The 23,027-nt window shown below is 33.4% G+C and carries 13 protein-coding genes, 1 tRNA gene and 1 pseudogene; 6 read left to right on the forward strand and 9 right to left on the reverse strand.

Annotation, left to right across the window (positions count from 1 at the left end; all coding sequences use genetic code 11):
• Positions 1–546: 546 nt before the first annotated feature.
• The 4 genes from OXU93_RS06640 to OXU93_RS06655 form a co-directional block, all read right to left on the reverse strand.
• The gene (locus OXU93_RS06640; RefSeq protein WP_267383404.1) at positions 547–3,720 is read right to left on the reverse strand and encodes a DEAD/DEAH box helicase; all 3,174 of its coding nucleotides are present in this window, start codon (positions 3,718–3,720) and stop codon (positions 547–549) included.
• 307 nt (positions 3,721–4,027) lie between these two features.
• Entirely contained in the window at positions 4,028–5,419 is a 1,392-nt protein-coding gene (locus OXU93_RS06645; RefSeq protein ID WP_267383405.1) for a collagen-like protein, read from the reverse strand.
• A 99-nt stretch (positions 5,420–5,518) separates the two neighbouring features.
• Positions 5,519–5,776, reverse strand: coding sequence for a chlororespiratory reduction protein 7 (locus tag OXU93_RS06650; protein ID WP_267383406.1), 258 nt, complete (start codon positions 5,774–5,776; stop codon positions 5,519–5,521).
• Between the two features lie 58 nt (positions 5,777–5,834).
• On the reverse strand, positions 5,835–6,725 hold the full coding sequence (locus tag OXU93_RS06655) for a hypothetical protein (RefSeq protein ID WP_267383407.1): 891 nt from the start codon (positions 6,723–6,725) through the stop codon (positions 5,835–5,837).
• A 706-nt stretch (positions 6,726–7,431) separates the two neighbouring features.
• Here OXU93_RS06655 and OXU93_RS06660 point away from each other — a divergent pair.
• A complete protein-coding gene (locus tag OXU93_RS06660) occupies positions 7,432–7,737 on the forward strand; it encodes a hypothetical protein (RefSeq protein WP_267384889.1) in 306 nt (101 codons plus the stop codon).
• Positions 7,738–7,971: 234 nt separating this feature from the next.
• Here OXU93_RS06660 and murJ read toward each other — a convergent pair whose 3' ends face one another.
• Entirely contained in the window at positions 7,972–9,573 is a 1,602-nt protein-coding gene (gene murJ / locus OXU93_RS06665) for a murein biosynthesis integral membrane protein MurJ (protein WP_267383408.1), read from the reverse strand.
• 719 nt (positions 9,574–10,292) lie between these two features.
• Complete coding sequence (locus OXU93_RS06670; protein WP_267383409.1) at positions 10,293–10,457, reverse strand: hypothetical protein; 165 nt, start codon at positions 10,455–10,457, stop codon at positions 10,293–10,295.
• Positions 10,458–11,140: 683 nt separating this feature from the next.
• Here OXU93_RS06670 and OXU93_RS06675 point away from each other — a divergent pair.
• The 3 genes from OXU93_RS06675 to OXU93_RS06685 all read left to right on the forward strand — a co-directional run bounded on the left by OXU93_RS06675 (position 11,141) and on the right by OXU93_RS06685 (position 14,913).
• Positions 11,141–12,160, forward strand: coding sequence for a long-chain acyl-[acyl-carrier-protein] reductase (locus OXU93_RS06675; protein WP_267383411.1), 1,020 nt, complete (start codon positions 11,141–11,143; stop codon positions 12,158–12,160).
• A gap of 329 nt (positions 12,161–12,489) precedes the next feature.
• A complete protein-coding gene (gene dacB, locus OXU93_RS06680) occupies positions 12,490–13,368 on the forward strand; it encodes a D-alanyl-D-alanine carboxypeptidase/D-alanyl-D-alanine-endopeptidase (protein ID WP_267383412.1) in 879 nt (292 codons plus the stop codon).
• 255 nt (positions 13,369–13,623) lie between these two features.
• Positions 13,624–14,913 (forward strand): glucose-1-phosphate adenylyltransferase, encoded by a 1,290-nt coding sequence (locus OXU93_RS06685; RefSeq protein ID WP_267383413.1) that lies wholly within the window; start codon positions 13,624–13,626, stop codon positions 14,911–14,913.
• A gap of 139 nt (positions 14,914–15,052) precedes the next feature.
• Here OXU93_RS06685 and OXU93_RS06690 read toward each other — a convergent pair whose 3' ends face one another.
• Complete coding sequence (locus OXU93_RS06690) at positions 15,053–16,312, reverse strand: DUF3747 domain-containing protein (RefSeq protein ID WP_267383414.1); 1,260 nt, start codon at positions 16,310–16,312, stop codon at positions 15,053–15,055.
• A 290-nt stretch (positions 16,313–16,602) separates the two neighbouring features.
• Here OXU93_RS06690 and OXU93_RS06695 point away from each other — a divergent pair, with 290 nt between their 5' ends.
• Together OXU93_RS06695 and OXU93_RS06700 are read left to right on the forward strand one after the other, a co-directional pair.
• On the forward strand, positions 16,603–18,669 hold the full coding sequence (locus OXU93_RS06695; protein ID WP_267383415.1) for a thioredoxin domain-containing protein: 2,067 nt from the start codon (positions 16,603–16,605) through the stop codon (positions 18,667–18,669).
• 939 nt (positions 18,670–19,608) lie between these two features.
• Positions 19,609–20,802, forward strand: a complete 1,194-nt coding sequence (locus OXU93_RS06700) for a glycosyltransferase (RefSeq protein WP_267383416.1) — start codon at positions 19,609–19,611, stop codon at positions 20,800–20,802.
• A gap of 100 nt (positions 20,803–20,902) precedes the next feature.
• Here the strand turns inward: OXU93_RS06700 and OXU93_RS06705 are convergent.
• Positions 20,903–22,630, reverse strand: a pseudogene (locus OXU93_RS06705) (succinate dehydrogenase/fumarate reductase flavoprotein subunit).
• Between the two features lie 255 nt (positions 22,631–22,885).
• Positions 22,886–22,957, reverse strand: a tRNA-Asn gene (locus OXU93_RS06710).
• Positions 22,958–23,027 lie beyond the last annotated feature (70 nt).

Consider the following 23,027-nt stretch of genomic DNA (forward strand, 5'->3'; position numbering starts at 1 on the left):
TTGGCTTGATTTGATTTTCTACAATATATTTAAATTTTTAATAACAAATAAATATATCTAGCTTGGTTTAAATAAAAATGGGAGTTAAACTATTGAGTTAGCATCCAAAAATTATCTATTATACTGAATATATATTACTGTTTACACAAAATGAAAGTTGCTATTATCTATCTATGACAAATATAGATATATCCATCAAATCATCAAACAATTATTTAAGAAAATTTTTATAAAGTCAAATTTAAAAACACGTGTGTACGAAAAATACAGATTTTATGAGTTCATATTTATCTAGAAATATAAAGTAATTTAAAATGATTTTTACTAAAAAAATAATATAGTAAATAGCATTTTAACAACAATAAAAAAATATTTCGATATTACTATAAGATATTAGATAAATTCAATAAGTTTTTCAGCAAAATAACGAAGTATGGAAAGAAGTTAAATTAGTTAGTTTAAAAAATACTAATAATTGATAATATAATTAGTATTTTTGTGAAAAAATTATGAAGTTAATATATCTAGTTTAGTTTAATTTCCTCTCTACTCTTCATCAATAATTGCTTTATGATCAAGTAATAGTAATTTTCTCAGTTGTTCAGTATCTAATTTAGTAAGCCAATTTTCTCCTACATCAACAGTTTGCTCTGCTAATTGTTTTTTACTTTCTAGTAAATCATTAATTTTTTCCTCTAATGTCCCAGTACAAATAAATTTATAAATTTGTACATTTTGTTTTTGTCCTATACGAAATGCTCTATCTGTTGCTTGGTTTTCTACTGCAGGATTCCACCATCGATCAATGTGAAAAACATGATTAGCACGAGTCAAATTTAATCCAGTTCCTCCCGCCTTTAAAGAGAGTATAAAAATAGTAGGTCCATTAGGATCATTTTGAAAGCGATCAACCATTTCTTGTCGTTTCTCTCGACTAGTTGCACCGTATAAAAAGAGAACATCTTGAGAGAATTTCTCTTGTAAGTAAGATTGTAAGAGTTTTCCCCATTCAGAAAATTGTGTAAAAATTAAGGAGCGATTACCTTCTTCTATCAACTCCTCTAACATCGCTTCCAATCTCATTAGTTTACCAGAATGCTCGGATGTTTTTATTTGTTTTTCTTTTAAAAAATGTGCTGGATGATTGCAAATTTGCTTGAGTTTTATTAATAATGAAATAATTATTCCCTGACGTTGAATTCCAGTTTTATCTTTTAGTCTCTGGAGCGAATTATCTACTAATTCTTGATATAGTTTACCTTGTTCAGAAGATAAGCCACAAAATACATTTATTTCTTGTTTTTCTGGAAAGTCTTGGATAATATTCTTATCGCTTTTTAAGCGTCTTAGGATAAAAGGACGCACTAGTGATCGCAATATTTCTAAAGACTCTCGATCTCCATATTTTTCAATGGGTTCAGCAAAACGACGCTGAAAAAATCGCTGGGTTCCTAAAAATCCTGGGTTTAAAAAATCTAAAATTGACCATAGTTCTAACAAACGGTTTTCTATAGGTGTTCCTGTTAAAGCAACTCGAAACTCTGTTTCTATTCTACGCACTGCTTGAGATTGTTTGGCTTGGGGATTTTTAATATTCTGAGCTTCATCTAAAACTAATCCTTTCCACTCAACTTTTTCTAAAGTTTCAGTATCTCGACAAACGAGAGAATAACTTGTAATTACTAACTGTTTATTTTTTACAGCCTTAGCAAATGTCTTTCCTTTTTTTCGGTTTTGTCCATGATGAATTAAACTTAATAAGGTAGGAGAAAATTTTTTAACTTCCCGTTCCCAGTTATTTAATACAGAGGTTGGGCAAACTACTAATATTGGTTTTGTTAACTTTTGTTCTGCCTTTAAGTGGAGCAAAAAAGCAAGTAATTGAGGTGTTTTTCCTAACCCCATATCGTCTGCTAAACAAGCTCCTAATCCCCATTTTTCAAGAAAAGCTAACCAGCTGACCCCTTTTCTTTGATAAGGGCGTAATTCTCCTTTAAATTCTGGAAAAGTATCAACTATTTTGATTGATTGATTATTCGTAAAATTATTAATTAGCTCTTTTAAAATTCCAGATGACTTAAAATTGATAACAGGGAGTCTAGCAATTATCTTACTATCTCCTACACTGAAGCGTAAAGCATCCTCAACTGATAATTCTAGAGAATCATAAGATTTGTCTAAAATTGTTTTTGCTGCTTGAATATCAGATGGTTGTAGCGTTATCCATTCTCCGTTAATTTCTACTAAAGGAGATTTCTGATCTAATAACTTTTTAAACTCTTCTTGAGAAATTACTTGTTGACCAATGGCTAATTTAAGTTGGTAGTTTAATAAACTTTTTAGGTTTAAATACCCCTTTTTTTCTAGTTTAACCTCAGCTTCAATACTAATTCCTAATCTTTTCTCTTCTTTTCCTCTCGCTAAACTAGAAGGTAAAATAACACCTAGTCCATTATCTTCTAATATTGTCGCACTTGATTTAATGAAGTCATAGACTTGAATAGAATTAAGTTTACAATATAAAGGTTGACTTTCTTGTAAATTTTCCGCAATAGGTGAATAGAGACGGGAAGCTAATCCTAATCCTTTTAATAATGTCTCTTGAGGCTTTTCAATAATTCTTCCTCTCCATAATAACTGTTCAACAGGATATTCCCAGATAGTTTGAGCACCTATTAAAGTTGTTCTATCATCTAAAGCCTGTAAATAATATTTTAATTTCCAGTAACTATCAGCTGAATTGACAGTTTGTGAGTCAGGAGCTTCTAGCCCAAAACATACTCTAAATTGATTAACTCCCAAAGCTATACTAGTCGAAGTAACCAAATATTCTTGAATAGATATAGTCCAATTATATAAGGCATTTTCTAGTCTTTCACAATCATTTACAGAAGCTGTAAAAACAGGGTTTATTTCAGTCAAAGATTTTAACCATCGTTGAACTAATAAATCTTGATTAAGGAGAGGACTAGATTGGGAAAATAAACGCAAATAATTATTAACAATATTATCGATGAAATTTAAGATTAATTTTTGTGATTCTAAATAATTTTTTTTGATATTAATCTCGGATTCAAACTCTTTTAAATAAGCCAAACATCCAGCAGGCATCAAGTTACTAAATTCAAAAAGTCTGGTTTGATCAAAAGTACTATCTAAAGTTAAAAACCATTTGCTATGAGGATTTTCTGTTTTTAAATAAGTGAGTCCTGGTAAAAACTTTCCTTTGGCTAATAAGTAAAGACTCCATCGGTAAATATGAGTCCAAAATATTAAATCCTCACCTAAATAATCTCCATTATTACCTGGCAAACCTAAAGGTAATTGTCTAAAAAAGTTTATAACTTCTATGTTTTTTAAACAAAATCCTTGTATTTCCCATTTTTTTAGAAAAAGAGGATTCTTTATTTTTTTTGATGTGTTATAAGTACTTGATTCTAACTGAGAAGATAAACAAGGAACATCGATATTTTTGCCATGGATCTTAGTACTGGGCAAATTAATAATTTGACTAGTCCATGTTTCTTCTATTTTATAGGATAAATCTAAATTATTACATTTTAAAAAATTAATTATCTCTAATTTATTTAAAAGAAAAGGATGTAAATTTATTGATTTTTCAGAAGATATGTTAGAATAGTTGCTTTGCCAAGCTTCTCCCCAAATAAATAAAAAACTTTTATCCGTTTGACTAATCCAATTTCCATGTAAAGTAGACATAAATATATTGTTGATAATCCAATAAAATTGAGTGAGTTCTAGTTTACTTGTAATGTACTATCCTAGTTATTAATTATTTTTACTATTTGCTCAAACTAAATTGAGTAATTAGATTAATCTGAAAATTTTTGCTGGTTACCGCTTTTATTTTACTTCTGTAAAGTATTTATGGCAATGAAATTTATATAAAAGTATTTGATAATTATTATTTTCTATCTTTTTATCTTGATCTTACTCTTTCTACTTTTAATAAAAATAGAAAGTACTTTTATGCAAAGTATATTATCTTAAATTTTATCTATTAAGACTATTTGAGTACATTTTTAACTGTAAGACTTTGTTTAGCAGAATAACCTGCAAACGAACGAATAGCTAAAATTTTAATTTCTACACCTAACCCTGACTTTAACTCGTTAGTTTTTATAGGTAACTTGCCAATTTTGAGCGTGAACTTATTTCCATCAAGTGTAACCAATTCCTCAGGGATGTTTCCATCATATCGAGTAATATAATCAGAAACAGAACGGAAACGAGCATCAGAACGAGTTGTTTTGTAAATTATTTTGAACTTAGTGGAAATCAAATCAGACTGTTGTCCTTTATCAATTAAAGTTAACTGAAGATTACTTTTACTACCAGATAATTGTGCACTACCTAGTTGTGTTGCATCTTCAGAACGAATTGCATTATAAACAATAAACTGAGTCAGTTTATTTTGCTGTTGGGTTGTTGCTTCAATCCAAAGATTGTCAGGAAGATCGATTTTAATTCTTTGGCTGTCTTCTAATCCTAGAGTTATCTTCTGATTGGCAAACTTAGAAAATTGTTGAGGGGCATTCCATACTAATAGGAATGATCTTTCTATACGCTCAGTAAGAGCTAAATATTGATCATCAATGATTGAACCGGGAGAAAATAAAGCTATTGCGCCTTTACGAGTTTCCCATTTATTTTTTGAGAGAAGGTAACCCTTTTTCTTGAGAGTAGCCATTGTTACAGTCGCGGCAGGCTCATCTGGTTTTAAAGGCTTATCAAGGTTAATTAATGTCAACTTTCCCACGACTCCATTGCGTCCCTTAAGTCCAGTCATACCATTAGACCCTTGTATTCCATCTTGACAATGAAATTCACCTGTTGTACAACGATAATCAGAATCACCAGGGTTTCCTGTACAGATTTCTAGATTCCAATAGGAATTACTACATTGACAAGCTTGACCCCCCTTACCCCCAAAGCCAGCTTGCCCTCCTTTCCCTCCCGCTGCATTGATATGAATCTGCTCAAGATTAGTAATATTAGTAGTGTAGATAACTAAAGATCCACCATTACCACCATCACCACCATTACCACCATTACCACCATTACCACCACTAGGTGCTTGAAGATTATAGGAAACGTCAATCGGTTGGGACTCACAGTTGGCAGCTTTCCCATCTTGACCATTTTTTCCCTTTTCTCCATCAAGACCAGTTAAGTCTAAGATGAGAGGAGAACCATCGGCAAATAGAGTTAGATCATCACTATTTTTATTATTTCGACCGGCTTGTCCAGATTGACCATTTTGTCCATCTGCACCAAAGGATTTAATATCAGCGGACCAAACCACGTCATAACATCTATTAGGAGTGACGACAGGAGGAACTACAAAAGAACTTGCAAAAAAGATTGTAAATAGTAAAAACTTATTCGTAACATGCATTGATTCGTTACTAATTAACGATGACTAAAATCTTAGGACTCGATTGGAGAGATTTTTGTTTCCTCATTATAAATTCACTCAAAAGGGCAACCGGCACAACTATTTTTCTAGGCGAATTGCATACCATTGCAAATAATTATCAGGTCCTACGTCAAGCTCGCAAAAATTATTTTTTAAAAACTCTGCTTGCTCATCAATTAAAGTCAATTTCTTCAAATCTCTAGGTAAATTATCTTGACAAGTTAATAAAACTTTCTTGAGTTTTTCCAACAATTCTTGTGTAGTAAAAATCTGTTCCGGCTGATCTGTTTCTAAGACAACAAAAGTATTTTCTTGATATAAAATTGAATCTACCATTAGTGTTTAACACTCCTCAATTGAATATAATTTTAGCAGATAAATTAAATAATCTGATTTATCTGCTAAAAATAATGACATCTTTTCCTACCACTGGACTACGAGCGATTAAATTACCTTGAAAATCAATTATATCTAACTTACGAAAGTTCAAACGTTGGGAATGTTTAAACATACTACCAGCTAATGTATCTTGTTTTTTTTGTGTTAGTTGATACCATTGATTTCCTAATGTTATTATTAAACGACTTGTTTTAAAATTAACTTTAATGAGCTCTATTAATCCTTCTGGATATTGATTTACTAGATCAATGGTATCATGTCGGATTGCTTCAACCAAATTTTGTTCCGGAGTCAATTTTTGCTCAGTAAGTAGTGATGTTTCTACAGGTTGAGATGTTTTAATAGATTGTGATGAGGAGAGAGTGTCTGCAACTTTGGGTTGAGATGTTACAGACGTATTTTCAGCTGAAGGGGTTAAGAGTAGAGGTAACAGTAAAGTCGAGGTAGATATAATTAAGATTGGTACGCTGACAATAATTATAGTAATTACTCCATTGGATAGATTTGTATTCCAACTAGAGGGTAAGATTAAACGAAATGTATTTAGAAAACTATTCCACCAAATTTTAAATTCATTAGCTTTTTCCAAATTAGCGACAGAAATTGATGATGGTTTAGGAACTTCAGGGTTAGTTAATTTGTCTCGTTCTGTAATGTTTTCTTTATATGAATTTGGGGAGACTACTTTGGGAGTTAGAGCAGATTCGAGATCTGCTGCAATTATCTGAGCCGTTTCTGCTAAAACTTCTACAGTAGTCACTAATTTTGTGTCTGGTAAATTGTCAGGAGATACTTTTTTGAGCATCTCAATGATGCTACTTAGTTGCCGAGCAGTCACTTCTAATAAAAAAATCAACTGTTCTTGAGATAATTTTTTTTCCGGCATTTACATCGTCTTTATTCTGGCTGCGGGTATTCTAGCATAAATCCTATTTTCACAAAGGGATAAAACTTTTATAGAAAAAATATTATTATTCGTTCATTGTAATATTTGTTATTTATTACAATTAGTCATTTAATTTTTATTTTTGCCAAAAAAGTAACCTAGTCAATATTCTTGGGTTTATTTGGTAATTTGCTAGTATATTTTAATATCTGTCATAGAATATGAAATAGTTCTAATAGCAAATAATAGATATTCCAATGACCCATGAAAAAGTATTATAAATTTGCGTCGAGTAAATGAGAAGTGCTAAGATGTAGAGCAGAAATAAAAATAATAGCTCAATAATTAAGTTCGTTATCATTAATTAGTTAGATTTATTCCAGATTAATCTGTGGCAGGCTGTCTTCCGAATTTTTGTCTTAATGCTTATGAAAAATACTTGGTTGAGAAAATTATCCTATGTTAGTCTTATTCAGAGACTAGTGGATAAGACTAACATAGTTGTTCTCTGAGTATAGAGCCGTGACATTGGTTTATGTTCGGAAAAATTCGTTGAACTCAGAGAATGCAGTAGTTGAGCTTGTTTAAAGAACTAATTGTAAGTTGAGAGAAGATGTTCTATCCACTTAGCTTTATCAAGCTAAGTGGATAGAACAAAAATTCAGGATTAATAACATTAGACCTGAATAAAACAGCAAAAGCTGATATGGTTAAGGATGTTACAGAAATTATTCGGATCGGATCTAAACTTTCTATCTTTAATCCGTCAAAATTTGCTCGAAGTCAACTCAAGTTAGTCTTGAGAATAACTTTATTTATGAGTATCTTATCTAAAATTACTGAGGAAATCATAGTGGCTAAACGTCGTAATCTAAAAAAAGAGAAAGCTGAACGAAATCAAGCTTACGCTCGTCAGTTCCGTCAGAAGTCTTCTCGGTTTTCATCTCGAGGTAGAAACCATGCCGGCAACCAGAATGGGAATAATAACGAAGGTCAAGACAAAGATGAGTAAATTAATGAATAGAACACCAAGTTCTCTTTTAATTTAGTAATTATTGGGTGGGCTGATACTTTTTGAAACTAGTGATTATTAAGTTGGTCATAAAGTTAATATAGCCTACCCTGGTTGTCAAAAACTTTTTAAGATATCTCTACTCTAGCTAGGCTCTTAAAATTACTCCTGTTTTAGAGAAATTTTTCAACTAATAAGAAAATATTAAATTTGTTAAGTTTTTATAGTTTGTTCTCAAGTTTTGTTAAATTTTTGGCTGATACGAGAGAGAAGGATCTCTACTTCAGGCAGTTTTAATTGCATAGACAGAACAATAAAGAGACCAAAAGCAACTCCCAAAGCTAGAGTTAATTGTAATAATTGCAGCAATAAATTATTACTTCCTAAGAGTTGTTCCCAAGCCAAACTAATTATCCAACTTCCTGTACCAGCTATGCCACTGATGGCTATTAATTTCAACAAAGATTGTCCCCATTCTTTTAATGGTAAACCATGAAGACGACGATTTAAGATCCATAAGAATATTATCATTGATGTGATATTTACTCCAATAGTAGCCAATACTAATCCTGAGGTAGCAAAGGACTTATATGATAAGAAATCAAGCAATCCATTGAGAAAAATATTAAAAACACTCACCTTAAAGGGAGTTTCTCCATCTCCTAAGGCATAAAATACCCTAACCAAAATGTCCCTACCCAAGTAAAAGAACATTCCTAATCCATAAGACATTAAAACCGGAACAACAATATCTACATCAGTTGATTTGAAAGCTCCTCGTTGGTAAATCACCTTAATAATTAACGGAGCAAGAGCCGTAAAAGTAGCTGTTAAAGGGAGCATTGTTAATGCGGCTAAGAATAGTCCTTGACGGATTCTTAATTTTAATTCTGGCCAATTATCTGGGGTTGTCAAACGAGAAAATATCGGTAGGAAGGGAACTAAAATCATATTAGAAATGATTCCCAAAGGTGTTAGGGCAACAAAATTTGCATACCGCATGGCAGCTGCTGCATTTTGAATAAATGACGCAAAAAAAAGATCAGTATAGACGTTAACATGTAACATTCCTGATGAGAGGGTAGCAGGTCCTATAACTCGTATCACATCTATCACTCCTGGAATACGCCAATTGAAACGCAAGCGCAATTTTCCCATTCCAGCACGACTTTGGGCAATTAATTGAACAATCCACTGTAAAGTTCCGCCGATAAGAGTTCCTCCAGCTAAAACCATTCCTCCTAGCTGAACATATTGAGGAGAGTTAATTTGATTCCCCACTGACCAAACGAAAATCCCAATACTGATCACAATTGCTAAACTAGAGAATAAAGGACTAATACTGGGGAGTAAATAATGATTAGCTACATTGAGAGTTCCAAAACCAATACCAATAAGTCCTGCTAGAAGAGCTAAGGGAGCCATAATTTGTAGTTGTTGAACTGCAATCACTCTAGTTGTCTCTTCTAATCCTGGGGCTAGGATGTCAATAAATATCCCAGCAAAGACAATTAGAATTATAGTAGTTACCAGCAAAATAATACTTACTAAAGTAGTGACTGTTTCCACAATGGACGCAGATTCGGACTTATTACGTTTAGCAAGAACACTAACTAAGGCACTATGAAAAGGTCCGTTAATTCCTCCTAAAAGAATTAAGAGAAACCCTGGAATTACGTAGGCATAAGCATAGGCATTAACTACTGAACTTACTCCAAAGGCTGCAGCAATCACTTGTTCTCTAATTAACCCAAAGACTTTACTAATTAGGGTAGCTATGGCAACAATGCTTGCAATACTAAATAGGGAACGAGAAACTTTTTTCTGATTAGACACGAGATTTTTTATAAAATACTGACTATCAATTATCAGTTATTTTGAGAAGATATACAAGAAATTAATCTAGTTAAAATTAGATGAGTTTATAAGTTAATTTAAATAGAATATACGTGATAATATATCATAATTAATTATCTATTGATTGTTATATACAATTTGGTAAAGTTCTTATGCATAAAAGTTTTTTATAAAATTGTACCAAGAATTATATTAAACAAAACTATTTTATATAGTTTATCTCTACGCTACTAATATTGAAGTATGTTCAGAGTTACATAATTCAATAAAAGAGTATCAACTTTATTTGAAAAAATACACTTTAATTAATATTTTATTAAAGTGTATTTTTTCTTAACTTAGATATAGCAAATCAACATTTGTAGTATTCTTAATGAGTCTTTAAAATTATAGTTTTAGTTATATAAATTTTAATCGTAATTTATTTTAAACAAAAGTTAATATTTTGTATTTCTAATATTTCTGCATATCATAATCTATAAATATCACCTAAAATATATACGAAAAAGCTATAGAGAAAGGTCAAACATAATATGAACTTATAAAAATTAGTTTTATAAAATCATTTTTTTTCTAAAAATATCAAACAGGTTAGTTTTAATTGCAACAAAAATCAACGCAAAATAATTAAACGGTAAAGTATTTATTCATAGTTTTATATACTTCAGCTTAACAAATAAGTATTAAACAAAATATAATCAAGATACTAAGTCTATAAAAACATCTTCAGGAAGTAACCTCTGTAAAAAATATTTTATTAAAGGAATATGATGAATAGTATCTTGGTCCATCAAGATAACATAATCTGCCTCAAAATCTAATCCACTAAAAGGTAGAACATAACTAAGAAGACTGAACTTCAATGAACTGTGCCTCTATTCTGTGAAATGTTATAATAATCAGCGGTTATATGATTTTTAGACAAATGTGATTAAGTACTATTATAATAGATGAACCAAAGACATTTTTTAGGAGGTATTATATTGATAATTATATGTTAAAAACACAGTATATTATTATCAGTATGACTAGTGATATATAGTTTGATTTTTCTATTTTTAAAAGAACTCCATAGTAGTTAACATTATCATTTTTTTGATAATGTTAACTACTATGGAGAAAATAAACAACTAACTCAATTTAGTTTGGAATAACTCTGATTTGATTGAGGGGTAGATATAGAGGTTTATTGAACAACATAAGTCAAACACTGAAGTATTTAACAAGTTGAGTTCCCTTATTGAATATCAAAAGGATAGATCGGATTATTTTGCCGTTTTTTTGATATAGACACTAATAATTATGGACCCGTCGGCATTAAAATTTCGGTTAAATGACTGATTAAACAGGCAATTAAGGAAATTTACATACTACCAAGTACAACACTTCATGAGCTTAATTTTTCTCCTCAAAAAATATTTCAATAAGTTATTTCTCTCCAAGAGGGGTGTTTTTATGTAATATTGTTAACAGTCTTAATACTATTTAAATCCTGTCCTCTTTATTTTCCGCTTCTTATAAGCATAGTCTAACTTAAAAACAATCAATGTTTGGTCTGATCGGTCATCTTACCAGTTTGGAACACGCCCAAGCCGTTGCCCATGCTCTCGGCTACCCTGAATACGCCAATCAAGGTCTTGATTTTTGGTGTTCAGCTCCACCACAAATTGTTGATAATTTCCATGTCACCAGTGTTACGAGACAAACCATAGAAGGAAGATATATAGAATCTTGTTTCTTACCAGAAATGCTTATGAATAGACGGATTAAGGCTGCTATTCGTAAGATCTTGAATGCCATGGCTTTAGCACAAAAGTCAGACATTAATATCACTGCATTGGGAGGATTTTCTTCAATTATTTTTGAAGAATTCAACCTCAAAGATAACAAGCAAGTTCGTAATGTAGAGTTAGAATTTGAACGCTTTACTACAGGTAATACTCACACTGCCTATATTGTCTGTCGCCAGCTTGAGCAAGCATCAGTCCAGCTTGGTATTGACTTATCTCGAGCAACGGTTGCCGTCTGTGGGGCAACAGGTGATATTGGAAGTGCGGTCTGTCGTTGGTTAGATAGAAAAACTGATGTAGCCGAATTGTTATTAATTGCTCGAAATCAAAAACGGCTACAAAAACTACAAGAAGAATTAGGACGAGGTAGAATTCTGGAGCTAGAAGAGGCATTACCCCAGGCTGACATCATTGTTTGGGTAGCCAGTATGCCTAAAGGGATGGAAATCAATTCCGAGATCTTGAAAAAGCCTGCTGTTATTATAGATGGCGGCTATCCTAAAAATTTAGATACTAAAATTCAGCATCCCGATGTTCATATCCTTAAGGGAGGAATTGTTGAGCATTCTCTGGATATCAACTGGAAAATAATGGAAATTGTCAACATGGATATTCCTTCTCGCCAAATGTTCGCCTGTTTTGCCGAAGGCATTTTACTGGAGTTTGAAGGCTGGCATACTAATTTTTCTTGGGGTCGTAATCAAATTACTGTTAGTAAAATGGAGCAAATCGGCCAAGCTTCTATTAAACATGGTTTTAGACCTTTTTTGGGCTAATCCAAGCTCAACAAGAGTCTAAAAATCTGAAATAGAAAAAAATACAGTAATCTAAGTGTTTTAAGAACTGACCTTAACTTAAATATGGCTAAAATTGTCTAGAATTTCGCCTATATTTCCTAAGTTAAGTGGAGTTCTTTATGTCTGTAGTTATTGGTATGAGAAGTATTTAAGTATTGTGGTTTACTCTACTCAGGCAATACTGACTGAATGCAAGACATCTTAATCTAAATCATATTTTGATTAACTTTTAATTTAAATTGATTAGTTAAATGATCAGTAGATATCAATTTTTATGTAACAGATAGTTGACAAAAAACGGTACAGTCATGAAACGAATTGCTTCTTACTCTCAGTCCCTCGCTATTTTGACAACAATTTCCCTTGCTTGGGGGAATTCGTCTATTGCTGGAGAAACTAACTCTATCACTACAATCGATTATTTCCAGGGGAGACAGTCCATTGAAATTTATGTTCCTAAATCTGAACCAAGAACGTCGGCAGGCTGTGCAACTTTAATTGAACCAGTTATCTCTAATATCATGGGCAGCTATCGGGATAACTGGGGAATTCTGGCGGAACAAATAGAAGAAGGGACTACTTTATACAGTCATAACGCCGATAAATTTTTTATTCCTGCCTCTAATATTAAATTATTTACTACTGCTGCTGCTCTACAAAAATTAGATCCTCAATCTAAGATTAAGTCTAAATCTCTACAAGATTGGATTAAAGTTACTAACGTTAGAAGTGATAACTATCATGCTGATATCCTTTTGAGTCATATCGGGGGAGCATCTGCTGCTAAATTAGCCTTAGCTCAAATGGGGGTTAATCCTAATAGTTTCCGTCAAGCCGATGGCTCAGGATTATCTCGACGCAATGTTGCCACTCCCAGATCATTAATAATGACCCTACGGGCAATGTATTATGCTCCGGATAGGGATGTCTTCTATTCCTCTTTACCTATTGCTGGAATAAGTGGAACCCTTAGAAATCGTATGAAAGGAACTCCTGCCCAAGGTAAAGTTTATGCTAAAACAGGGACATTGCGAGGAGTTCGGGCATTATCAGGGTACATGAACCATCCCAACTTTGGAAAGGTGGTCTTTAGTATTCTCGTCAATAATCCTCGGGTTTCTGGTTCTTCTCTAGTACGTGCTATTGATCGAATTATCCTTCAACTTAGTATTACACCACCTTGTTAGTAAATGGTTAAGTTTACGATATTTAATATAAGATTCTGGTTGCTATTTTTAGTTTCTATTTCTTAATAAAAATCATATAAAAACTATTACTTTTTACGAAAAATGGTGTCTTAATATTCTAGTTAGCTGGTGCTTTGAATAATAAGAGAGTGGATAGTCCATTATAGATAGATATCTGAAGTTTGCTTCCCAGATGTCCCCTACAGTCATACACTTGTCTAAAAGAGGTGTAACAGGCAATCGCGAGGTTTTATTGTGAAAAAAGTTTTAGCAATTATACTTGGTGGCGGAGCAGGTACGCGGCTTTATCCCCTAACTAAGCTGCGGGCTAAACCTGCTGTTCCTCTCGCAGGTAAATATCGTCTAATCGATATTCCAGTTAGTAATTGTATTAACTCAGAAATTCTCAAAATCTATGTTTTAACTCAATTCAATTCTGCTTCTCTTAATCGTCATATCACTCGAACTTACAGTTTTTCGGGGTTTAGTAGTGGATTTGTGGAAGTATTAGCGGCACAACAAACTCCGAAAAATCCTAAGTGGTTCCAAGGAACAGCTGATGCAGTACGCCAGTACCTTTGGGCATTTCAAGAATGGGATGTTGATGAGTATTTAATTCTATCTGGAGATCATCTGTATCGGATGGATTATAGTGATTTCATCCAACGGCATCGGGATACTAATGCTGATATTACACTTTCAGTAGTTCCTATTGATAAAAAGCGGGCCTCTAGTTTTGGATTAATGAAAATTAATGATCATGGCCGCGTAGTTGATTTTAGTGAAAAACCTACAGGGGAAGAACTGAAACAGATGGCAGTAAATACAACTGTCCTAGGTTTAAACGCAGCACAAGCCAAAGAAAGTCCTTATATTGCCTCTATGGGAATTTATGTCTTTAAAAAAGAGGTCTTAGCTACACTTTTGCAGAAAAATCCAGAACAAACAGATTTTGGGAAAGAAATTATTCCTTTCTCTGCTAAGGATTACAATTTACAAGCCTATTTATTTAAGGGGTATTGGGAAGATATTGGAACTATTGAGGCATTTTATGAAGCTAATTTATCCCTTAATCGCCAGCCAACACCATCTTTTAGCTTTTACCATGAAAAAGCCCCAATCTATACCCGTGGACGTTCTTTACCCCCAACAAAAATTCTTAACTCTAACATCACTGAATCAATGATTAGTGAAGGCTGTATTATTAAAGACTGTCGTATTCACAATTCTGTATTAGGAATTCGTTCAAGAATTGAATCTAATTGTACGGTGGAAGATACGATGATGATGGGAGCGGATTATTATGAATCTCCAGAAACGAGACAAACTCAAAAACAGCAGGGTAAAATTCCCATAGGGATTGGAGAAAACAGCACAATCAGACGAGCAATCGTAGATAAAAACGCGCGGATTGGCCTAAATGTTACTATTGTCAATAAAGAACAAGTCGAAGAATCTAATTGTGAAGATGAGGGCTTTTATATTCGTAATGGTATTGTAGTGATTCTTAAGAATGCTATTATTCCCAATGGAAAAATCATCTAGCAGTCAATAAATTTTCATCTTCAAAAGGCAGGAAGTTCCTTACCCTTTGGAGATGAAAATCTAGAGGTACTATATTGAAATTATCCCCTTTCTGAATTCAGAAAAAACAATCAAAGAAAAATAAAAGGAGAATCTTTTTTTATTTTTTAGTAGTATTGTTAGCTTGATTTGACTCTGACTGAATACATTTAACCGCCCTTACTAGAACTGCTGCTGTATAATCGCGAGTCGCCTTACGATTGGGGGCAAACTCGGTTCCTTCTTCGTTAAGAGGACTGGCAACACCACAATAACCAGACATTTGGCTAATTACATTTTCCGCCCAATTACCAGAAATGTCAGAAAACTGAATTGGTTTTTGGGTTTGTTGAGTCTTCTGTGGCAAATTGAGTTGTTTCTTTAGATGAATAGTTACACGATGTATAGTATCAATTAACTCAGCGCGGGTAATATACTCAGTTGGTTGAAGGGCATTATTGGGATTCCCACTATTTAGGAAGTTCCATTGTGCCCATTTTATTTTTTTTGCACTCCAGCGATCACCTGATACGTCTTTAAAAGCAACAACATCCCGTTTGGGTTGTGTCTCTAGATCTACATTAGAAACCTTACTAAGCGCGTCAACAGCCATGACAATCAATTCTTCACGGGTAATAGCCTCTCGAGGACGGAAAGTATTATCTTCAAAACCAGTTACAATTTTCATAACTGCCGCTTGTTCGACTTCAGATTTATAGACATTATTATTTATATCCGTAAATATACTTTCCAAATTGGTATTTACAGTTGAGGTAGTTTTTCGTTTAGGATTAATTGCTGTTTCAGTTACTTTTATTTCTCCGGTAATTGCTGCCTGAGATCCGCTCAAATAAAAGTGACCTAACATTTTCCCTTGATAAGCTCGTTTAGAAAATTGCCATCCAGGATTTAAAATCACTTTCATGAATCCAGAAGCCAATCCTTTTGTGCTGCCAACAACTATTTCTTGGTAATTACCACCTCTTGGAGTGCCTACTAATACTAACTCACCATCACGGGGAACTAAACGCAAAAGGTAATCTAATCCTAAGTCATTTCCGTCAACTCGAATAGAATAGCCGTTACTATCAGTGGCGCGGCGACAAATTCCCGTAAAGTCAAAAGTTAATAAAAGAGGTTCTACTAAAGTAGGATTGGCACCTTTTTCAGTCCAACAAGCTTGTTTATCAGGTATTTGTTCAATAATCAACAGGTCGTATTTACCCTGTCCATAAGGTCTAGCAATCGCAACAACGTTATTTTGTTGAATAGCTTGTTCCTCAAAAGTTGAAGCTTGGGCAGAGATATTAAAAGGCATTAGAGTAGGAAAAGCAACACTTGCTAAAGTTGCAAGTTTTAGAAATAAGTTCAATTTTTTCATATTTTTTATATAACTTAATTGTCATTATAGCTGTTAGAACGATTGAGCTATGCAATAAAACCCAACGTAGTTTGTTGACCTTATTAATGAGTATTGAGTTCCGTCCCTTATAGGAGTATTGCAAAGTTGGCATAAGCTGAGATTATAAAAGTAAATCCTGATCAATTTATATTTCTTTTTCTTTTACTTAATTTAGATTTAGTATATTTTAGCTAACTAGATATGGGAAAAGAACTGTCCTGATATTTTAGTTAAACTGTTGAGGAAAGCTTGTAACTATTATAATTTTCATGTCTAATCGTTTGGCTAAAGCTCAAAGTCTTTATTTATATAAACATGCTGATAACCCCATAGACTGGTGGTATTGGTGTGAAGAAGCCCTCTCGATAGCCAAAGAGAAAAACAAACCAATTTTTCTTTCCATAGGTTATTCTAGCTGTCACTGGTGTACAGTAATGGAAAGAGAAGCTTTTTGTGATAGAGAAATTGCAAATTATCTCAACGTCAACTTCCTGCCTATTAAATTAGATCGAGAAGAGCGTCCTGATCTTGATAGAGTTTATATGCAAGCAGTTCAGATGATGGGATTAAACGGAGGATGGCCACTCAATATATTTTTAACACCTGGAGATCTAGTTCCCTTCTACGGGGGGACTTATTTCCCTATAAAACCTCGTCATGGACGCCCCAGTTTATTGCAGGTTTTACAATCAGTTCATTATTTTTACAATATAGAAGTCGAAAAACTGAATAATTTTAAACAGGAAATTTTAACTACCCTACGACAGTCAATTATTCTTCCCTCAACGAAAACTGAATTACTCAATGACGAGCTTCTTTGTAAGGGAATTATCGTCAATACAGAGGCCATCAAAATTAACCACAAAAACGTAAACCATCCCTGTTTTCCTATGATTCCATATGCAAATGTCCCTTTACAAGGAAGTCGGTTTACCTGGTCTTTTCAAGAAGAGTGTAAAGCTTTTGTTAATCAACGGGGGGAAGACTTAGCCTTAGGAGGAATTTATGACCATGTAGGAGGTGGTTTCCATCGTTATACCATAGATCATACTTGGACAGTACCTCATTTTGAAAAAATGCTCTATGATAATGGGCAAATTATTGAGTATTTAGCCAATCTTTGGAGTCAAGGTCGAACCGAACCAGCATTTAAACGAACGATTACGCATACGGTGAAATGGTTACAACGGGAAATGGTAGCTCCCCAAGGATATTTTTATGCCTCCCAAGATGCAGATAGTTTCACTTATCCTCAAGAGAAAAAAACAGAAGAAGGGGCATTTTACGTCTGGAGCTATCAACAGTTACAAAACAGTTTAACTCCAAAAGAGTTAGAGACGTTAGTAAAAGCATTTTCTATTAATCCTCAGGGAAATTTTGAAGGAAAAAATGTTTTACAATTCTGTAAAGAAGAAGTATTTTCAGAATATATAGAAAAAATATTAGATAAACTGTTCGCATTACGTTATGGAAAATCCAGAGAAGAATTAACTATTTTTTCTCCAGCAAAAAATAACGAAGAAGTCAAACTCAAATCTTGGCCAGGACGTATTCCTCCTGTAACGGACACAAAAATGATTGTTTCCTGGAATAGTTTAATGATTTCAGGACTAGCTAGGGCCTATAGAGTTTTTAGAAAACCTCTATATTGGGAATTAGCTATCAGGGCTACTGAGTTCATCTTGAATAAACAATGGAAAAAACAACGGTTAAATCGTATTAACTATAGTGGTAAGCCCTCTGTATTAGCCCAATCAGAAGACTATGCTTTGTTTATTAAAGCATTATTGGATCTACAAACAGCAAATCCAAGTCAAACCAAATGGTTGGAAAAAGCAATCACTGTTCAACAAGAATTCGATGATTTTTTTTGGAGTGTAGAGATGGGAGGTTACTTTGATAACGCTTCTGATAATAGTAGAGATTTATTAGTTTGTGAACGAAATTATACTGATAATTCTACTCCCTCAGCTAACGGTGTTGCTTTAAGCAATTTAGTTCGCTTAGCCCTACTTACAGATAATTTAGAATATTTTGATCGTGCCGAACAAGGACTACAGGCATTTAGTTATGTTTTAAGTCAATCACCTAAAGTTTGCCCAAGTTTGTTTTTAGCCCTAGATTGGTATCGTTTTGGTAGTTTAGTAAGAGCTAATTCAGAGGTTTTAGAACAATTAAGTTCCCAATATTTTCCTACTACGGTTTATCTTCTTGATAATAATCTTCCGAGGGATTCTGTTGGGCTACTTTGTCAAGGTTTAGTTTGCTTAGAACCAGCTAGAACGCTAAAAGAATTACTACAACAAATACAAGCATGTAATTCACTTAGCTTATAGTGATCTTTTTAAGAAACAGAATTAAGTAGACTTTGATAAATAGTTTTTTCTATAGTTCCTTTTTATAAAGCTAAGGTACAATTAACAATTAGTTATCTCAGTCTTAATGTAAACATAATTAAAAAATAGGAATTTTAATTTGACATTTAAATGAATATTATCTACAGTTTATAAAAATTATAATTTCAAAATATAATACTATTATTTTGGACTAAGTCTAGCAGCAAAACTGTTACTTAACTGTAGAAACTATATTAAGTTAATTAGAAAAGATGACTTTCAATCAATTTGAATACATATTAATCACTTCTCTGCTAATTAAAACTCAAATAGATTAATAAATTCTAATTCATTGGTACTAGTAGTTAAACCAACAATTGGTATTAGCAATAAAACTCGAAACCTATCTATGATAGGAAAATAGGTTAAAATTTTGAATAAAAGAATTAATCAGCGCCATCATGCTGACTAATTCTAAAGTTAGTAGATAAGTCAGAATAGTATTGCCTCTAAAACGCGAAGTTTGACTTCTACCATAACCCGCTATTATTTAAACTACATACCCAACCTTTAGCCCCTTATTATATTATATGAATAATAAAAATCAGGTATTTTTTCAGAAAAAAACTGAATTATCTCTTTATAAAGTTTGGTTATATATGAATTTAGAGTTTTTATATGGATTAAGATGTATGATACAAACCTGAAACTACTTTGTCTGTAATTTATTTTCAGAATCCTTTCTGTTCTGAGTATCTGTGTCAACTAATCAGATTGTTAGAATTGAATACAAACAAATCAATTTTATTTTTTAAAGTGTATTTTGACTGTAAGTCGTCATATTTAATCAGTTTTTATTACTTAGTATACTGTCTGACCGATATTTAGTAATATTGTCAAGCCATTATGTAAATAACCTTTATTGAAAATTAACAACTAATGAATCAATCCCTTCTCTCGGCTCCCTCTGGGGCTTTAAAAATTCCTTACTCTCCTGCAACTAAAGTAGTTGTTTGTGATTATCCTCCAAAATTCTCTCTCATTCTCCCAACTTATAACGAAGCCGGAAATATTAAGAATATTATTGAAATTTTAAGTCAGTTGCTAGACCAATATATGCCAGGATGTTATGAAATCATAATTGTTGATGACAATAGTCCCGATTACACCTGGAAATTAGCTTTAGAATTAACTTCTAACTATCCACAACTACACGTAGTTCGTCGTGTTGATGAAAAAGGCTTATCAACAGCAGTTATTCGAGGGTGGCAAATAGCACAAGGAGAAATTTTGGGAGTTATTGATGCAGATTTACAGCATCCTCCAGAAGTATTAAAAAAATTATTAGAAGAAATGGACAGAGGAGCTGATTTAGCGGTGGCAAGTCGTCATATTGAAGGAGGAGGTGTCAGTGAATGGAGTATTTTGCGTCGCTTTCTCTCCCGTGGAGCACAAATACTAGGATTAATAATTCTTCCAGAAGTTATTAGCCGCCTCTCCGACCCTATGAGTGGTTATTTTATGGTGCGCCGTAGTGCAATAGCTTGTAAAACCTTAAGTCCAGTGGGATACAAAATTCTTATTGAGGTGGCTGCAAGAGGTTGTATTAGTTGGATTGCTGAAGTAGGTTATGTATTTAAGGAACGTCAGGACGGAGAGAGTAAAGTTACTTGGAAACAATATGTGGAATATATTCAACATTTATTGAGATTACGCTTATCAATTTCAGCCCGATTTATCCAGTTTGGTTTAGTCGGATTGACTGGTGTTGTTGTTGACATGGTATTTCTTTATTTATTAAGTGACGAGACAGGCTTAGGGTTACCTTTAACCCGCAGTAAGATTATTGCAGCTGAGTTGGCTGTAATTAATAATTTTCTCTGGAATGATTGTTGGACATTTGGAGATATTTCACGCCGACAACCGGGGAAAAGACAAAGATTAAAACGCTTAACTAAATTTAATTTAATTTGTATGTTAGGATTAATACTCAATGTATTGTTTTTAAATGTATTTGTTAGTATTTTAAACTACAGTAAGTATTCAGCTAACCTACTAGCAATTTCTTTAGTAACTGTCTGTAATTTCTGGTTTAATCTTAAATTAAGTTGGCGAGTTACAGAAATTGACTAGCTGTAAGTCCATCAAACCATGACATATCATTATTAGCAAACATAACAAAACTGACTAATTTGATGAACTTCAAATCGATGAGAAATACTAACTCTAAGGATCAATATTTTCTTTCTTTCAATTCAAACATATCAATCACCACAGGCATATATTGAATGTCAATTTCCACTGGAGAATAATAGGCTAAAGTATGTTTTAAGAAATTAATATCGTCTCTTTGTGGATAATCCTCCCGAGAATGCGCTCCCCGACTTTCTTGACGTCTTAGAGCAGAAGTAAGTATAATCTCTCCCACTATCATAACACTTTGCAATTCTAAGGACTCTATTAGTTCTGTATTCCACAGATAACCTTTGTCATCAAGATAAACTTTATTATATTGTCGCTTTAATTCCTGAATTTTCACCAATCCATCCTCCATTTTATTTTTGGTACGAAAAACTCCACAATAGTCACTCATACAATCTTGAAATTGCTTACGTAATACTTCTAACCTAACAGTTCCTTTTTTATTTAAAAGAGTTTGAATTCCTTTTTTTGCTGCGTTTAAGTAAGTATAATGGTCTATTTTAGAAAACTTGCGATTTTGGACATATTCAGCGATATTTCTACCTATAATGCGTCCATAAACCACACATTCCAATAAAGAATTACTGCCTAGCCGGTTTGCTCCATGAACTGAGATACAAGCACATTCTCCTGCTGCAAAAAAGCCTTCTGTTAATTGGGTTTTACTGAGGCGGACACGTCCCTGAGTATTAACAGGAATCCCTCCTATACAATAATGAGCAGTAGGGCGGACTGGGATGGGTTTATGGACTGCGTCAATTCCTATAAGTCGGTGTGCTTCTTCCCAACAAAACGGAACTCGACTCATTATCACCTCCTTTCCCATATGACGTAAGTCCAAATAAACACAAGGTCCACCAGGACTACCATCAGGATAGACTCCTCGTCCTGCCAAAATTTCGCGGTTAATAGCACGAGAAGTAATATCACGAGGAGCTAATTCCATGCGAGAGCTGGCATAATCCTCCATAAACCGTCTTCCTTCGCTATTAATTAGGTAGGCACCTTCCCCCCGTACAGCTTCAGAAATTAAAACCCCAACAGGATATAAACCGGTGGGATGAAATTGAACAAATTCCATATCTTCTAAGGGAATACCTGCCATTGCAGACATGGCTAAACCATCTCCTGTGGACGCATAATCATTAGAGGTTGTATTAAATACTCGTCCATACCCCCCTGTAGCAAACATGACTACTTTACTTTGGACAATTTCAATTTTGCCATCTTCGATGCGATACATGATAATCCCTTTCGCATCGCCTTCTTCAAGAATCAATTGCATCACATACCATTCATCATAGATAGTAACTTCATTACGATGAAGATTACTGACTAATTCATGGAGAATCGCATGCCCGGTTTTATCCGCAGCGTAACAAGTACGATTATAAGCATGACCGCCAAAAGCTCGTTGAGCAATTTTACCATCTTCTAAACGAGAAAATAGTACACCTAAATGTTCCAAATCGATAATCACATCAGGGGCTTCCTTTGTCAATAAAATAACTGCATCTTGGTCAGCAAGATAGTCTGAGCCTTTAACAGTATCAAAGGCATGAGACTCCTAACTGTCTTTAGGATCAGCATTTTTTAAACTGGCAGCTATTCCTCCTTGAGCCGCTACGGAATGCGAGCGAATAGGATGAGTTTTCGCTACAACAGCTACATCAACTGTGGGGGTAAGACTTTTAATTTCCAGGGCGGCACGACACCCAGCTAATCCACCGCCAACAATAATGACATCGTGTTTTAACATTTTGTATTAGATTAAAATTCTTTATCTTAATATAGTCACTTAAAATCAGTTTGATGAGAAAGAATTTATGATCAGTATTAAATTTGGATGTCAGAACGGAATAATAAAGCAAAGAAAGTTTTAGAGAAATAAGCTGTTTATCTTTAAATACACTAGATGCGGACAATATTTATACTGTTTATCCCAATTTCTAAATTTAATAACTAACTAAATCAATTTATCTATCAATGAAATATACTATAAACTCAAGAGAAACTCCCCAGGTAGGATTCGAACCTACGACCAATCGATTAACAGTCGACCGCTCTACCGCTGAGCTACTGAGGATTGCTTACCACGATTATTTATCTTAACAAGAAATATGTAAATTTAGCAACTCTTTGATTAATATTTCGTT

The organism is Cyanobacterium sp. uoEpiScrs1 (genome assembly GCF_947331815.1).
Classification (GTDB): domain Bacteria; phylum Cyanobacteriota; class Cyanobacteriia; order Cyanobacteriales; family Microcystaceae; genus Rippkaea.